The sequence below is a fragment of the Streptomyces sp. NBC_01439 genome (assembly GCF_036227605.1).
Classification (GTDB): domain Bacteria; phylum Actinomycetota; class Actinomycetes; order Streptomycetales; family Streptomycetaceae; genus Streptomyces.
This window is the reverse complement of the sequence record NZ_CP109487.1, coordinates 8,367,772-8,383,235: the sequence shown is the minus strand read 5'-3', so window position 1 is coordinate 8,383,235 and position 15,464 is coordinate 8,367,772. Positions and strand designations below refer to the sequence as shown.

Annotated in this window: 14 protein-coding genes; 10 read left to right on the top strand and 4 right to left on the bottom strand. The window is 74.6% G+C overall.

The window, feature by feature from the left end:
- Nucleotides 1–20: 20 nt before the first annotated feature.
- The 7 genes from OG207_RS38090 to OG207_RS38060 all read left to right on the top strand — a co-directional run bounded on the left by OG207_RS38090 (nucleotide 21) and on the right by OG207_RS38060 (nucleotide 7,041).
- The gene (locus OG207_RS38090; RefSeq protein ID WP_329105359.1) at nucleotides 21–1,442 is read left to right on the top strand and encodes a hypothetical protein; all 1,422 of its coding nucleotides are present in this window, start codon (nucleotides 21–23) and stop codon (nucleotides 1,440–1,442) included.
- Between the two features lie 85 nt (nucleotides 1,443–1,527).
- Complete coding sequence (locus OG207_RS38085) at nucleotides 1,528–2,796, top strand: AAA family ATPase (RefSeq protein ID WP_329105357.1); 1,269 nt, start codon at nucleotides 1,528–1,530, stop codon at nucleotides 2,794–2,796.
- A complete protein-coding gene (locus OG207_RS38080) occupies nucleotides 2,793–4,076 on the top strand; it encodes a vWA domain-containing protein (protein ID WP_329105355.1) in 1,284 nt (427 codons plus the stop codon). Before OG207_RS38085 ends, OG207_RS38080 begins: the two co-directional genes overlap by 4 nt.
- 59 nt (nucleotides 4,077–4,135) lie before the next feature.
- Nucleotides 4,136–4,723: an RNA 2',3'-cyclic phosphodiesterase gene (gene thpR, locus OG207_RS38075; RefSeq protein WP_329105353.1), complete on the top strand. Its 588-nt coding sequence runs from the start codon at nucleotides 4,136–4,138 to the stop codon at nucleotides 4,721–4,723.
- Nucleotides 4,724–4,912: 189 nt separating this feature from the next.
- Nucleotides 4,913–5,917, top strand: coding sequence for a dihydroxyacetone kinase subunit DhaK (dhaK, locus tag OG207_RS38070; RefSeq protein WP_329105351.1), 1,005 nt, complete (start codon nucleotides 4,913–4,915; stop codon nucleotides 5,915–5,917).
- Between the two features lie 51 nt (nucleotides 5,918–5,968).
- Nucleotides 5,969–6,583, top strand: coding sequence for a dihydroxyacetone kinase subunit DhaL (dhaL, locus tag OG207_RS38065; protein WP_329105349.1), 615 nt, complete (start codon nucleotides 5,969–5,971; stop codon nucleotides 6,581–6,583).
- Between the two features lie 65 nt (nucleotides 6,584–6,648).
- The gene (locus tag OG207_RS38060) at nucleotides 6,649–7,041 is read left to right on the top strand and encodes a PTS-dependent dihydroxyacetone kinase phosphotransferase subunit DhaM (RefSeq protein WP_329108176.1); all 393 of its coding nucleotides are present in this window, start codon (nucleotides 6,649–6,651) and stop codon (nucleotides 7,039–7,041) included.
- A 114-nt stretch (nucleotides 7,042–7,155) separates the two neighbouring features.
- Here OG207_RS38060 and OG207_RS38055 read toward each other — a convergent pair whose 3' ends face one another.
- Nucleotides 7,156–7,542: an RNA-binding S4 domain-containing protein gene (locus OG207_RS38055; RefSeq protein ID WP_327387022.1), complete on the bottom strand. Its 387-nt coding sequence runs from the start codon at nucleotides 7,540–7,542 to the stop codon at nucleotides 7,156–7,158.
- 134 nt (nucleotides 7,543–7,676) lie between these two features.
- On the opposite strand from OG207_RS38055, the gene OG207_RS38050 reads away from it, so the two are divergent.
- The 3 genes from OG207_RS38050 (at nucleotide 7,677) to OG207_RS38040 (ending at nucleotide 11,151) form a co-directional block, all read left to right on the top strand.
- Complete coding sequence (locus OG207_RS38050) at nucleotides 7,677–8,072, top strand: TOBE domain-containing protein (protein WP_030730138.1); 396 nt, start codon at nucleotides 7,677–7,679, stop codon at nucleotides 8,070–8,072.
- 158 nt (nucleotides 8,073–8,230) lie between these two features.
- A complete protein-coding gene (gene modA / locus OG207_RS38045) occupies nucleotides 8,231–9,025 on the top strand; it encodes a molybdate ABC transporter substrate-binding protein (protein WP_329105347.1) in 795 nt (264 codons plus the stop codon).
- Nucleotides 9,026–9,168: 143 nt separating this feature from the next.
- Complete coding sequence (locus OG207_RS38040; RefSeq protein WP_329105345.1) at nucleotides 9,169–11,151, top strand: ABC transporter permease; 1,983 nt, start codon at nucleotides 9,169–9,171, stop codon at nucleotides 11,149–11,151.
- Between the two features lie 52 nt (nucleotides 11,152–11,203).
- On the opposite strand, the gene OG207_RS38035 is transcribed toward OG207_RS38040, so the two are convergent.
- From OG207_RS38035 to OG207_RS38025, 3 genes are all read right to left on the bottom strand, one after another.
- On the bottom strand, nucleotides 11,204–13,273 hold the full coding sequence (locus OG207_RS38035; RefSeq protein WP_329105343.1) for a SpoIIE family protein phosphatase: 2,070 nt from the start codon (nucleotides 13,271–13,273) through the stop codon (nucleotides 11,204–11,206).
- A gap of 150 nt (nucleotides 13,274–13,423) precedes the next feature.
- Nucleotides 13,424–14,035, bottom strand: coding sequence for a response regulator (locus tag OG207_RS38030; RefSeq protein WP_402694288.1), 612 nt, complete (start codon nucleotides 14,033–14,035; stop codon nucleotides 13,424–13,426).
- A gap of 133 nt (nucleotides 14,036–14,168) precedes the next feature.
- Nucleotides 14,169–15,344: a sensor histidine kinase gene (locus tag OG207_RS38025; protein WP_329105338.1), complete on the bottom strand. Its 1,176-nt coding sequence runs from the start codon at nucleotides 15,342–15,344 to the stop codon at nucleotides 14,169–14,171.
- Between the last annotated feature and the right edge of the window lie 120 nt (nucleotides 15,345–15,464).

Sequence of the window (15,464 nt, the reverse complement as noted above, 5' to 3'; positions counted from 1 at the left end):
TCCACGCAAGGTGAGCGCTGATGCCCACCGAGAACGTGCACGGGGAATCCCGCCTCTCCCTCTGGCTCCGCGTACGCGAGTACGCCGTGCCGGCGTCCATGATCGAGACCGCGACCGCCCGCCGCTCCGCCGGGGACTGGGCCGGGGCCTGCGCCGCCGCAGGCGTCGACGTCGATCTCGATCTCCGTTTCCTGGCTCGCTCGCGCGGCCACGAACTCGCGGCCCGGATCCGGGCCGACCTTCGCCACCTGGCACCCGACCTGTTGCGCTGGCACCTGCCGCGCATCGCTCCCGACGGGCTGCTGCGCCCCGGGCTCACCGTCACGCTGGCCCGGTACGACACGGCCGCGGGCGACGACCCGGATGCCGTGCACCCCGTACGCACCGTGCACCTCGTGGCCAGGACCGCGCCCGCTTGGGCGGACGGCGGTCAGCGGATCAGCCTCGCGCTGTGGGACGGATCCCGCTCCGAGGAAGGCCGTCGGGGAGACCCGCGCCACGGGCCCCGTCCCGACCGCCGGTTCCGGCTCGACCTGCACCGCCACCTGTGGGACGCCCGCAGGGCCGACGAGCTGCGGGTCCGGTCCGGGGCCGACCGGCCACCCGCCGAAGGCCTTCCCCCACCGGACCCCGAGCTCCTGGCGGCGCTCCCGCAAGGGCACCGGTGCGCCGTCGACCGGTGGGCCGCCGAGGCCGCGATCCTGCTCCGCGCCGAGGGCCGGACCACCGGCGCCGTCGCGGTGCGGCTGGGGGCCCGGCAACCGCTGGTGCTGGACCTGGCCGCGGACGGCCCGGGACCGCCCGCGGTGCGGATCGGGGCGGCGCCCGCCGACGGCAGCGCCTCCGCGCTGCCGTACCTGCCCGACGCGGCGGTCTGGACCCTGCCCGACCTGGACCTGATCCGTACCGGATCCATCGAGGCCGAACGGCTGCACCCGCTGGTCGCCTCGGCACTCGTACCGGACCTCGCGCCGACCGGACCGGCCGGGACCGCGGACCGCGCGGGGCAGCCCCGCCTCGTCGAGTGCCGGGGCGCCCGGCACCGCATCGGCCTGGTCGACGGGGTACTGGCCGCGCTGGACCACGACCCGGCCGAGATCCGCCGGGAGGAACTGCTGGCCGCGCTGACCGGCACTCCGCTTCCCTGCCTGCGGGCCATCGACGCGGCGCACCGTCGGCCGGACTGCCTCACCGGGGTCCGCGAACGCCTGGACCACGGCGACGTAGCCGGGGCGCTGGCCGTGGTGGAAGCCCTGCTCGGCCCCGACGCCCTGCTGCGCGCCGGGGCCCTGCGGGACGAACTGGAGGCAGCCGCGCTACGACGGATCACGTACGGGCTGTTCCGGGCGGGCCTCACCGGACCCGGCCCCGGCCGGATCCCCCCGCCAGCACGCCGCCCGCGGGACCACCGGCTCCACCCGCGCCGGGCGCACGCCCGCTGACCCCGGGGCGCTCGCCCCTCTCCTCCTCTCCGTCTTCCCTCCCGGACCACCCCCGTTCCTCACGAACCCACATAGGTGAGCACCCATGCCCTCGCACGTCCCGTTCCCCGCCACCGACGTCACCGCCCCCGCCCCCGCCTCGCTGGACGTCGCCGAGCAACTGCTGGCCCTGCTGAGCGACACCACGACCGAACCGCGCCCCGACGACCAACTGGAGGCCCTGACCCTTGCCGTGGCCGCCGACCTGCCGGTGCTCCTGTGGGGTGAGCCCGGCATCGGCAAGACCGCGGCGCTGACACAGCTCGCCGAGAGCCTGGAACTGCCCCTGACCACGGTGATCGCCAGCGTGCACGAGCCGTCCGACTTCTCGGGCCTGCCCGTCGTCGGAGACGATCCCGCCGAGCAGGGCGTCCCGATGGCCCCGCCGGACTGGGCCGTGCGACTCGTACGGGCCGGGCGCGGACTGCTGTTCCTCGACGAACTGTCCACGGCGCCGCCGGCCGTCCAGGCCGCCCTGCTCCGACTCGTGCTCGAACGCCGGATCGGCTCGCTCCAACTGCCTCCCGGCGTAAGGATCGTGGCCGCCGCCAACCCGCGGGGCTCGGCGGCCGACGGTTGGGAGCTCAGTCCGCCCCTGGCCAACCGGTTCGTCCACCTCCAGTGGACCCACGACCACGACGTCGTGCTCCGCGGACTCGGCGGAACCTGGCCCCGGGCGACCCTGCCGCGCTTGGACGCCGAGAGGCTGCCCGCGGCCGTGGACCGCGCCCGCCGTGCGGTCTGCGGGCTCCTCACCACCCGCCCCGCGCTCGTGCACCGGCTGCCCACCACCGAGACCCGTCGGGGAGGCGCCTGGCCGTCGCCCCGCAGCTGGGACATGACGATACGTCTGCTCGCCTTCGCCCACGCGGCCGGCTCCTCCGGAGAAGTTGTCTCCCTTCTCGTCAGGGGCACGGTGGGGGACGGTCCGGGGCTGGAGCTGCTCGCCTCCTTGGACCGGATGGACCTCCCGGACCCCGAGGAGCTGCTCGCCGACCCGGCCGGCGCTGACCTGCCCGAGCGGGGAGACCGGCGCCAGGCCACGCTCGACGGCGTGGTGGCCGCGGTCCGCAGGCGCCCTGACAAGTCCCGCTGGGACGCGGCGTGGGCACTGCTGGTCCGGGCGCTGGAGACCGGAGCCCCCGACCTGGTGGTCGTCCCCGCGACCACCCTCGCCACGCTGCGCCAGGAGGACTGGGACGTGCCGGAGTCGATCGAGCGGCTCGCCGGAGTGGTGACCCTGTCCCGGCGGGCGGACCTGTCGCGGGAGCGCGCGGCGGCACGGACCGGTGACCCGGTGGGGGCCGACCGATGAACGCACCGACGACGACGGCGCAGCCGACGGGGGCGGAGTCGACGGGGGCGCTGGACCTCGACAAGCTCTTCGCGGCCCGGCTGCACGCCGCCCGGGTCCGGCCCTATCTGGCGACGGCTCTGTTCGCCCTGCACGCCGTGGAGTCACGGCAGGTGCCGACGATGGCCGTCGACCGCCACTGGCGGTGCTACGTCTCACCGGGGTTCGTGGACCGGACGCCGGTGGAGGAGCTCGCCGGGGTCTGGGTCCACGAGGTGTCCCACCTGCTGCGCGACCACCACGGACGCGGCGACCGGGTCGCCCGGGAACGCGGGCTGACCGGCCCGGGCGAACGGCTGCGGATGAACATCGCCGCGGACTGCGAGATCAACGACGACGCGTACGGCGAGGGGCTGGTACGCCCCGAAGGTGCGCTGGTGCCGGAGGACCTGGGGCTGTCCCCGGGCGAGCTCATGGAGGACTACCTGCGGCAGTTCCGGCTCGGACCGCTGACGCAAGAGCTGGTCTGGCTGGACTGCGGCAGCGGCGCCGACGGTCTGGAACGCGAGTGGGACCTGGGGCCGGACGGCGCGCACGGCCTCAGCGCGCAGGAGCAGGACGCGGTCCGGTTCCGGGTGGCGCAGGGGATCAACGGCCGTCCGGGGAGCGCACCCGCGGGGTGGCGGCGGTGGGCCGAGGAGGCGTTCCACCCGCCGCAGCCCTGGCGGGAGTTGCTGGGCGCTGCGGTCCGGTCGGCGGCCTCCGGTGCGGGGGCGGGCGAGGACTACAGCTACGCCCGGCCCTCCCGGCGCTCGACCGCGCTGCCCGGCGTCGTGCTCCCGAGCCTGCGGCGCAGACCGCCCCGCGTCTGCGTGGTCATCGACACCTCCGGTTCGGTCAGCGACGCCGAGCTGGGCAGTGCGCTGCTGGAGGTCGCCGCGATCGCCCGCGCCGTGGGCGGCCGGAGCGACATGGTCAGCGTGGTGCCGTGCGACGCGGCGGCCCGGATCGTGCACCCGCTGTGCAGCGGCGAGGGCATCCCGCTGCTGGGCGGCGGAGGGACGGATCTACGCACCGGATTCGCCAAGGCGCTCGGCACGGGACCCCGGCCCGACGTGATCGTGGTCCTGACGGACGGACAGACCGCCTGGCCGGACACTCGACCACCGTGCCGCACGGTGGTGGGCCTCTTCCACCGGAACCGGGGGAGCCGTTGGCGCGAGGACGACCCCGACTACGTGCCGGACGCCCCGCCCGCCTGGGCCCGCGTGGTGACCATCGGATCCCCCGGCGCCCACTGACCCGCACCCGCACCCGGCAGAAGGTGACGGAACGTGCCCGGACAGGATACGAAGACCTCGTGAACGAAAAGACCCAGGCAGCGACCGTCCGCGTGTTCATAGCGCTGGCCCCGCCCGACGACGCGAAGGAAGAGCTGGAACAACGGCTGCGGCCGGCCTACGCCGCGTACCCGCGCATGCGCTGGAACCGCATCGAGGACTGGCACATCACCCTGGCCTTCCTCGGCGAGCTCCCGGTGACCGCCCTCGAACTCCTGCGGCCGCCGCTCGCGGAGCTGGCCCGGGCCCGGCGGCCCTTGCGGCTGGCGCTGCGCGGCGGCGGGCACTTCGACGAGCGGGTCCTGTGGACCGGGATCGACGGAGACCTCGAAGGGCTGCACCTCCTCGCCTCCGAGGTGCGCGCCGCGGTCACCGACTGCGGCATCCCCTTCCACGGCCGGCCCCTGCGCCCCCACCTGACGCTGGCCCGCTCCCGCCGCCACGACACCACCAGCGCGGTGGAGGCGGCCACCGGACTCGACGCGTTCACCGGCCGCCCGTGGGAGACCCGGCGCCTGCACCTCGTCGGGAGCAACACCGGCCGCGGCCCCGGCCCCATCCACTACCGCGACATCCAGGCCTGGCCCTTCGAGGGCGTCGACGGTTGACACCGGCCTCGCCCCCGCGCGCGGGACCGGCGCGGGTTCGCACCACGGGTTCGCGCCACGGGTTCGCGCCACGGCTTCCTCCCGGTCGGCCGCCCGGCCTCGTATCGTGGCGACGGACGGACCGCCCGCGAGGGTCCGCCGGTGGTCCGGCCCGAGCCGAACACCCGCCGAAGGACCGGATGGAGTGGCATGACGATGCTGATCAACAGCCCGCAGACCGTGGTCACCGACGCCCTGCGCGGGATGGCGGCCGCCCATCCCGAGCTGGACGTCGACGTGGAGCGGCGGGTGGTCGCACGGCGGGACGCCCGGTCGGGCGGGCGGGTCGGGGTGGTGTCCGGGGGCGGATCCGGGCACGAACCGCTGCACGCCGGGTTCGTGGGGTACGGGATGCTGTCGGCCGCTTGCTTGGGCGAGGTGTTCACGTCGCCGGTGCCCGAACAGATGGTGCGGGCGGCCGCGGCGGTGGACTCCGGCCAGGGGGTGCTGTTCGTCGTCAAGAACTACACCGGGGACGTGCTGAACTTCGAGATGGCCGCCGAACTCGCCGAGGAGGACGGCCTGCGGATCGAGCGCGTCCTGGTCGACGACGACGTCGCGGTGACCGACAGCCTGTTCACCGCCGGGCGCCGCGGCACCGGTGCCACCCTGTTCGTCGAGAAGATCGCCGGAGCGGCCGCCGAGGAGGGCGCTCCGCTGGAGCGGGTCGCCGCGCTCGCCCGGCAGGTCGATGCGTGCTCGCGGAGCTTCGGGGTGGCGCTGAGCGCGTGCACCACTCCCGCGAAGGGCAGCCCGACCTTCGACCTGCCGGACGGGGAGCTGGAGTTGGGCATCGGCATCCACGGCGAACCGGGCCGGGAGCGCCGCCCGATGATGTCGGCGCGGGAGATCGCCGAGGTCGCGGTGGGCGCCGTACTGGAGGAGCTGGCCCAGATCGGTCCGGCCGACGGGCCGGTGCTGGCACTGGTCAACGGGATGGGAGCGACACCGCTGCTGGAGCTGTACGGGTTCCACGCGGAGGTGGCGCGGGTACTGGCCGAGCGCGGGGTGCCGGTGGCGCGGGCGCTCGTCGGAAACTACGTCACGTCGCTGGACATGGCGGGGTGTTCGGTGACCCTGTGCCGGGCGGACGAGGAGGTGCTGCGGCTGTGGGACGCGCCCGTCCGGACCGCGGCGCTGCGCTGGGGTCTGTGAACGTATGGTGTCGGTGGAACCGGCCTGACGGGTGCGAGGCGAGGAGATCCGGTGCGTGACGCAGAGTTCTTCCGGCGCTGGATGGTGGCCGCCGCGGCCGCGGTGGAGCGGGAGGCGGACCGGCTGACCGAGCTCGACTCCCCCATCGGCGACGCCGACCACGGGAGCAATCTGCTGCGGGGGTTCACGGCCGTGATCGCCGCCCTGGAGACGGAACCGACGGCGGCGACGCCGGGAGCGGTGCTCCAACTGTCCGGGAGGACGCTGATCGGGACGGTCGGCGGGGCGTCGGGACCGCTGTACGGAACCTTGCTGCGGCGCACGGGCAAGGCGCTCGGGGAGTCGGCCGAGGTGTCCGACGCGGAGCTGCGCGAGGCCCTGTCGCAGGGGGTCGCGGCGGTGGCGCAGCTGGGCGGGGCGGCTCCCGGGGACAAGACGATGCTGGACGCGCTGGTGCCGGGAGTGGCCGCACTGGGCACGTCGTACCGGGCGGCCGGGAACGCGTCGCAGGACGGGGCGCTGGCGACGGTTCCGATGCGGGCGCGCAAGGGGCGGGCCAGCTATCTGGGCGAGCGGAGCATCGGCCACCAGGATCCCGGGGCGACCTCATCGGCGCTGCTGCTGGGGACGCTGGCGGACGTGGCGGAACCGGCGGGCGCACGGTGACGGGCGGGCACGCGGCGCCCGACTCCCCTTCCGGCTCCGGCCCCGGATCCGCACCCGGCCCGGCCCTGGTCGGCATCGTGCTGGTGTCGCACAGCGCGCGGGTCGCGGAGGCGGTGGCGGAGCTGGCCCGCGAGCTGGCGGCCGGCGGCCCCGTGGCCCCGTTGGCCGCGGCGGGCGGCACGGCGGTCGGTGGGCTCGGCACGAGCGCGGAGCGGATCCTCACGGCCGCCCGCGAGGTGGACCGGGGTGCCGGGGTGGCCCTGCTGGCCGATCTGGGCAGCTCGGTGCTGACGGTGAAGGCCCTCCTGATGGAGGACGAACTCCCGCCGGGTTCCCTGCTGTTGGACGCACCGTTCGTCGAGGGCGCAGTGGCGGCGGTGGTGACCGCGTCCACCGGAGCGCCGCTGGCGGCGGTCGCGGCGTCCGCCGCCGACGCGTACACGTACCGCAAGGTCTGACCGAGCCGACGCCCCGACCGACCGAAGGCACGTCCGTGGGACGAGCCCGACCGGCCGGTGGGCCCAACCGGCGGGCACCGCGGGCAGGCCGACCGGGCCCCTGCGGGGACGGCCCTACGGACGTCCGCGGAGGGTTTCGATCTCGCGGCGCTCGCGCTTCGTCGGACGGCCGGCTCCCCGGTCGCGGATGCCGACCACGGCGGCCTCCACGGGCGTGGGCGGCGGCGGGCTGTTGTCGATCAGGCATTCGGCGGCGATCGGGGCGCCGACCCGCTTGGACACGGGCCGCTTGACGACGACGATCCGCTCGCGCCCCGCGTGGAAGAGGCGCACCTCGTCCCCCGCGCGCACGGGCTGCGCCGGCTTGGCGCGCTCCCCGTTGACCTTCACGTGGCCCGCCCGGCAAGCGGTCGCCGCGATCGAGCGGGTCTTGGTCAGGCGCACGGACCAGATCCACGCGTCGACCCGTACCGTGCCCGTTCCCGTTCCCTCATCAGCCATGCCCCGACTCTAGCGAGCCGGGCCCGGCAGAACGGAACGAGTTTTGGCAGATGCGCCAAGGAGTATGGCATCTGCCATGGAGATCAGGCCAAGAGAATTGCAAATGCGCCACACGTACCCATACGTTGTCGCCCATGCAGTCCTACACCATCGGACAGGCGGCGCGTCTGCTGGGCGTCAGCCCGGACACCGCCCGCCGCTGGGCCGACGCCGGCCGGGTCGTGACCCATCGCGACGAAGGCGGCCGGCGCCTGATCGACGGACGCGACCTGGCCGCCTTCTCCGTCGAGGTGGGCCAGGGCGCCCACCTCGAGGACGGGGAACCGTACACCTCGGCGCGCAATGCCTTTCCCGGCATCGTCACCGCCGTCAAGCTCGGCGACGTGGCCGCCCAGGTCGAGATCCAGGCAGGTCCCCACCGCCTGGTCTCCCTACTCACCCGTGAGGCCGTCGAGGAGCTCGGGCTGGAGGTCGGCATGCAGGCCACCGCCCGCGTGAAGTCCACCAGCGTGCACATCGACCGCACCTGATCCGGACGGCGCCGCCCGCCGACCACCCGCGGTCCCCCCGCACCACCCGCTCAACAGCACCGAACGTCCCCACCCGCTCCGCCCGTCACCGGCGCGGGTCACCACCGCGCGGTTCCGGCAGAAGGCCGGCCGCCGACCCGACCGAGGAGCATCTGCTCATGTCCCCGACCACGATCCGCCGCCCTACCGCCGCCGCCGTGCTGACCGCCGCCCTGCTCGTGCCGCTGGCCGCCTGTGGCAAGAGCGACGACAAGAAGGCCGCCGCCGGGACCATCCCCGAGCCGAAGGCCGTGAACCTCACGGTGCTGGCGGCCTCCTCCCTCACCGACGTCTTCAAGACCGCGGGTGAGGAGTACCAGAAGACCCGCCCCGGCACGAAGATCACCTTCTCCTTCGCCGGTTCGCAGGAACTCGCGGCCCAAGTCAAGCAGGGCGCCCCGGCCGATGCTCTGGTCACCGCCGACACCAAGACCATGGACGGACTGAAGGCCGAGACCGGCGACGCCACCGTCATCGCCAAGAACCGCCTGGTCATCGCGGCCGGCAAGGCCAACCCGTTCAAGATCGACGAACTCAAGGACCTCGCCGACACCAAGATCAAGGTCGTGCTCGCCGCGCCCGAGGTCCCCGTCGGCCGCTACAGCAAGCAGATCCTCGACGCCCAGAAGATCGAGGTGAAGCCGGTCTCCCAGGAGCCCAACGTCCGTGCCGTCCTGAGCAAGGTCGAGCTCGGTGAGGCCGACGCCGGTCTCGTCTACAAGACCGACTCCGCCAAGTCCGGCGACAAGGTCGTCGCCGTGGAGATCCCGGACGACCAGAACGCCGTGGCCTCCTACCCGGCCGCCACGCTGAAGCAGTCCAAGAACGCCACGGAAGCGGCCGCCTTCGTGGCCTGGCTGAGCACCCCCGAGGCGCAGAAGATCCTCCAGGACGCGGGCTTCCAGAAGGCGTAACCGCCGGACGGACCCACACCCCCTGAGGGGCTGCCTGAACCGGGGGGACAGGCAGCCCCTCTCGGCGTTCTCGCGGACGGGCCCCGAACCCCCGCCGGCCGCCCCTGCTTCCCCCACAGCCGACACCCCAGCCAGGAACCCTGATGAGCAGACTCCGCAGCCGAGCCGGCACCCGCAGCGGCATACGCGCCCGTACCCGTGCCCGTCGCACCCGGCCCCCGCTGGCCCTGACGCTCCCCGCGCTGCTCGCCGTCGCGTTCCTGCTGCTGCCGCTCATCGGCATCCTCGTCCGCACCCAGTGGGGCGAACTCGGCGCCCACCTCACCAGCCCCGGCGTGGTCGAGGCCCTGCAGCTCTCGCTCCTGGTGTCCTTGTGGGCGCTGGCCCTCTCGCTGCTCCTCGGCGTGCCGCTCGCCTGGCTGCTGGCCCGGGTGGAGTTCAAGGGCAAGGCCCTGGTCCGCTCCCTCGTCCTGCTGCCGATGGTGCTGCCGCCGACCGTCGGCGGCGTGGCCCTGCTCCTCGGCTTCGGTCGGCGCGGACTGCTCGGCCCCTGGCTGGAGGGCACGTTCGGGATCACCCTGCCCTTCCACACGTCGGGCGCCGTGGTCGCGGCCACGTTCGTCGCCATGCCGTTCCTGGTGATCAGCCTCGAGGGCGCCCTCGGCGGTCTCAAGCAGAGCTACGAGGAGACCGCCGCCTCGCTCGGCGCCTCGCCGGTCCGGGTGTTCTTCACGGTGACCCTGCCCATGGTCGCCCCCGGCCTGATCGCCGGTGCGGCGCTGACCTGGGCCCGCGCGCTGGGCGAGTTCGGGGCGACCATCACCTTCGCCGGCAACCTGCCCGGCACCACCCAGACCCTGCCGCTCCAGGTGTACCTGCTGCTGCAGGACAAGCCCGAGGCCGCCACCTCCGTCTCGTTGCTGCTCCTCGCGATCGCCATGGCCGTACTGATCGCCCTGCGCGGACGCTGGACGGGCACCCCGGTGGCCCGCGAGGCCGTTGCGACGCCGGTCCCCGAGGAGCCCCTCACCTCCGACGCCCGCACCACCGTCACCGACGGCGGCGACGCCGCGCCGTCCCACGACGGCGGTCGCTGGCCCCTGCACGCCACCGTCACGGGCTTCAACGAGCTCACCCTCGACGCCGAACCCGGCACCACCATCGCCGTGGTCGGCGAGAACGGCGCCGGCAAGACCACCCTGCTGCGCGCCCTGCTCGGCCTCACCCCGCGCGCCCACGCCGAACTGCGGCTCGGCGACGACGACGTGACGACCCTGCCCCCGCACCAGCGCCAGGTGGCCTGGGTGCCGCAGGACGGGGCGCTGTTCCCGCACCTGACCGCCGTGGCCAACACCGCGTACGGGCTGCGCGCCCGCGGGGTGCCGCGCGCGCAGGCCCGCCGCGAGGCCCAGGCCTGGCTGAACCGGCTGGGCGTCCAGCACCTCGCCGACCGCAGGCCCGCCCAGCTCTCCGGCGGCCAGGCCCAACGGGTGGCACTGGCGCGGGCGCTGGCCGCCCGCCCCCGCCTGCTGCTCCTGGACGAACCACTGGCCGCGCTCGACCAGACCACCCGGGCCCGGGTCCGGCACACCCTGCGCACCCACCTGGCCGACTTCGGCGGCGTCTGCCTCATCGTCACCCACGATCCCGTCGAGGCCGTCTCCCTGGCCGACCGGGTCCTCGTACTGGCCCACGGCCGGGCCCTGCAGGACGCACCGCCCTCGGAGGTCACGCGCAATCCGCGCTCCCCGTGGGTCGCCCGCATGTTGGGGCGCAACGCCTGGCCGGGCACTGCGTCGGCCGACGGGCTCGCCCTCGTGGCGGGCGGTCGGCTGGTGGTCGCGGAGACGCTGCCCGAGGGGGCGAAGGCGCTGGCGATCATCGCTCCGGAGGCGGTGTCGGTGCACCGGGACCGCCCGGGCGGCAGTCCCCGCAACGTCTGGCCGGGCACCGTACGGGAGATCACCGCGGTCGGCAGCCGGCTGCGCGTGCTGATCGCCTCGGCGAAGGCGCCCGACCTGGTCGCCGAGATCACCCCCGACGCGGCGGCCGAACTGGGCATCGTGGACGGCGCCGCGGTGTGGACGAGCGTGAAGGCCACCGAGGTCACGCTGGTACGGCTCTGACGGCGCGAACCGGAACCGGGCTCGGGGCCGCCCGGCCCGCGGCCGACGGTCTTCAGCCGGCGTCCTCCGGGGCGGCCAGGGCGAACTCGCACCAGACGCACTTCCCACCGCCCCGGGGCTCCACGCCCCACTCGTCGGCGAGCCTGTCCACCAGCATCAGCCCGCGCCCCGAAACCGCCCAGTCGCCCGCCTCGCGCCGCCTCGGCAGGGCACTGCTGCCGTCCTCGACCTCGATCCGGATCCGTCCCTGGGCCGTGAGCCGCATGCTGACGTGGCCGCCACCGTCCGTGTGGACCAGGGCATTGGTCATCAGCTCGTCCGCGGCCAGTTCGATCTCGTCGGCCCGGTGCCGTGCTCCCCAGGCGGCCACCGCCGCCCGGATCAGGTGCCGGGCCAGCGCCGGGGCCTTCGTATCGCCCGGTTCCAGGCGCTGCTGCAGCGGACCCCCGCCGCGCGCGGTGGGGGTGCCGCGGCGGCGCAGCACGAGCATGGCCATGTCGTCCCCGCCGCCCGAGTCGCCGACCAGGTCGCACAGCACGTCGGCGAGTTCCTCCACGTCGATCGGGCCGCTGTGGACCGCCGCCATGAACTCCCTCATGCCGGTGTCCTGCTCGGCGCCGGGGCGTTCGATCAGGCCGTCGGTGCACAGCAGCAGGGTGTCCCCGGGGTGCAGTTCGAGGCTGGTGACGGGGTAGCCCGAGCCGGTCCCCGGTTGCTCGCGGGGCGGCAGGCCGAGCGGCAACCCGCCGGCCACCTGGACCCGGTGGACGCTGCCGTCGCCGCGCCGCACGACGGGGTCGATGTGCCCGGCACGGACCATCCGGGCCATCCCGGTGGTCAGGTCCACCTCGGCGTACGTACAGGTGGCGAACCGTTCCGTCTCCAGTTCGCGCAGGAAGGCCGAGGCCCGGGCCATCGCCGCGCCCGGGGTGTGCCCCTCGACGATGTAGGCGCGCATCACGATGCGCAGCTGCCCCATGACGGCGGCCGCGTCCGTGTCGTGTCCCTCGACGTCGCCGATCATCACCCCGACCCGGCCCTCGCCGAGCGGGACCACGTCGTACCAGTCGCCGCCGATGTCCCGGCCCATCCGCGCGGACCGGTACCGTACGGCGATCCGCGCGCCCGGCACCTCCGGGATCCGGCGCGGCAGCATGGCTCGCTGGAGCCCCTCGGCCAGGTCGTGCTCCTGTTCGAAGAGGATGGCCCGCTGGAGGCTCTGCGCGACGCCGCTGCCGAGCGCCATCAGCAGGTTCCGCTCCTCGGCGGTGAAATCGCCGTCCCGCGCGTACAGCAGACCGAGCGCCCCGATGGGCCGCCCCTGGGCGATCAGCGGGAGGTAGACGCCGCTGCGGACGGACAGCGGCTCGATGTACGGCCACAGGTCCGGGTAGCCCTGCTGGAACTCCTCCCGGGAGACGAGGAAGAGCGACTGCATGGTGCGTACGGCCTCGCTCATCGGGAGCTGCGCGTCGATCCGCGTGTACTCGATCTCGGGCACGTACGAGCCGAGCTGCCCCTCCGCGACCAGGTGGATGCGGCCGCCGTCGACGACGCCCAGCATCACGCTGACGGCGCCGAGGTGGCCGAGGGCCTGCGGGTCCTTGAGGACGTCGGTCACGTCGTTGACGGTGCGGGCGTGCGCGAGGATGGCGGTGGTCCGCTCCACCACGCCGGTCATCCGGCGCCGTCCCTCGATCTCCTCACCGGCGGCACCGGGTTCGCCGGGGTCGTGGGCGGCGTCGCGGAGGATCCCGATGACGCGGTACGAGCGACCGGACGGGTCCCGCAGGATGTGCCCCTGGATGTGGGTCCAGGCAGGCGAGCCGTCGCGCCGGCGGCTGCGGACGTAGGCGCCGTAGTGGCTCCGGCCGTCCTTGATCGCCTGCGCGACCCGGGTGTCGAGCCGGGCCTCTTCACCGGGGGCGAGGCGGATCCGGAGCCCGCCGGGGGTCCCGTCGTATTCGTCCGGGCGCAGGTCCAGTACCTCGAGGGCGGTGGGATCGAGATGCATCCGACCGCTGTCGAGGTCCCAGTCGAAGGTGCCCATGCGATTGAGCGCGAGGCTCGTGTCCGGCCGCGCGGGCCAGCCGACGTCGGAGTTCTCTGCCCTACGGGCCATGCAGCCAGGGTCTCACTCCCGCCCGCCGGTGTCCCTGCGGGAGGCCCGGCCACCCTCCGTGCCCGGCCCGACACTCCCGCGGGAGCACCGCCGGCGCTGCGGTCGGCGGAGGAACCGCCGCGGCAGCCAAGGAGCCGACGGCCGCGGGATTCAGCGCCGTCCGCCGTCGGACAGGGTCGCGTCATGGACCAACAGGGCGATCTGGACCCGGTTGTTGAGGTCCAACCGGGTCAGGATCCGGGACACGTGGGTCTTCACCGTGGGCAGCGCCAGGTGGAGTTCCCGTCCGATCTCCGCATTGGACAGGCCCCGCCCGACCGCCAGGGCCACCTCCCGCTCGCGTTCGGCCAGCAGCTCCAGCCGGGCACGGGCGGCGGTCGCCCGGGTGTCCTGGCCGACGTCGCCCGCCACCTGGTCGATGAGCCGGCGGGTGACGGCCGGGGAGAGCACCGGGTCCCCGGCGGCCACCGTCCGGATGGCCGTCACGATCTCCTGCGGCGGCGTGTCCTTGAGGAGGAACCCGGCCGCTCCGGCCCGCAGTGCGCGCAGGACGTGCGCGTCGGTGTGGAAGGTGGTCAGGACCAGCACCTCCGGGGCTCCCGGTCGCGCCCGGAGGTGCTCGGTGGCGGCCAGCCCGTCGACGCCGGGCATCCGGATGTCCATCAGCACCAGGTGCGGTCCGTGCGCGGCGACCAGATCGGGCACCTCCGCCCCGTCCGCGGCCTCCGCGACCAGCTCGATGTCCGGGGCGCCGCCCAGCATCAGGCGCAGCCCGGCCCGGACGATCGCGTCGTCATCGACCAGCAGTACGCGGATCACCGGCGCCTCGTCTTTCGTGTCTCGTGGTCTCGTGTTGCGCGGTCTCGTGTTGCGCGGTCTCGTGCTCGTCCCCCGGTCAGCCCTGCCAGGGTAGCCAGGCCCGCACCCGGAACCCGTCGCCGGCGGGGAGGGCCGTCAGTTCCCCACCGGCCAGCCGGGCGCGTTCGGCCAGCCCGATCAACCCCTGACCGCCGCCTTCGGCCGGCGCGGGAACCGCGGCCCGGGCGGGATCCGGTCCGGGCGGCGGAGCGTTGCGGACCTCCACCGTCAGCCCGTCGCCCGGGCTCCCGGTGACCCGCACGTCGGCGGCCGCGCCGGGCGCGTGCTTGCGCACGTTGGTCAACGCCTCCTGCACGATCCGGTACGCCGTACGCCCCACCAGGGGCGGGGGCGCGGCCCCCTCGGGCGGTCCGGCCAGCTCGATCCGTCCGCCCGCCGCCCTCGCCTCCGCCACCAGTCGGGGGAGGTCCGCCAGTTCCGGCTGCGGGCGCTCGCCGCCCTCCGCGGGCCCCGTTCCCGACTCTGCCCGCAGGACGCCGATCACTTCGCGCAGGTCGTGCAGCGCCAGGTGGGCGCTCTCGCGGATCACCCCGGCGGCCCGCTCGATCTCCGCCCGCGGGGCGCCCGGATTGAACTCCAGGGCGCCCGCGTGCACGCTGAGCAGGGACAGTCGGTGGCCGAGCACGTCGTGCATCTCGCGGGCGATCTCCTCCCTGGCCTCCAGCCGGGCGCGCTCGGCCCGCGACTCCGCGTCCGCCTCGGCCAACTCGGCGCGCTCGCGCAGCGAGGCGATGAGCTGCTGCCGGGACCGCCGGAACAACCCCCAGCCGATGGCTCCGGCGATCAGGGCGAAGTACGTCACGGCCGAACCGGCCCGCTCCTCGGACATGTCCGGCAGTTGCCACAGGAAGAGGGGCAGCGGTCCGAAGACCAGGGCCGCCACCCATGCCGTGGCCTTCCACGGTCGTGCCGCGGCCACCGTGAACACCGCCACCATCGCCGGTCCGGTCAGGTAGTGCGCCACGGTGCCGGCCAGGAGCAGCGCCACGGCCAACTGGACCGGCGCGCGCCGCCGCAGCAGGACCGCCGCGCACCCGAGCCCGCCGGCCACCTGGTCGGCGGCCCGCCAGCCCGGGCCGAGGCTCTCCGAGACCGGAATGGACTGCGAGCTGACGGCGGCGAAACAGGCGGCGAAGAGGACGAGGGCCAGGTCGGCGGCCCAGTCCCGGCGAGTGCGGTGGATGCGGCGCATGCCCCGGAAATCTACGCGGGCGGGCGCAGGAGCGGGCGCCCGCGCCCCGCATCGCATACTTAAGTACGAGCTGAGGAGCCCAAAGGCCGATGTCCGGCCCGGCGCCCGGCTCCTAGCGTC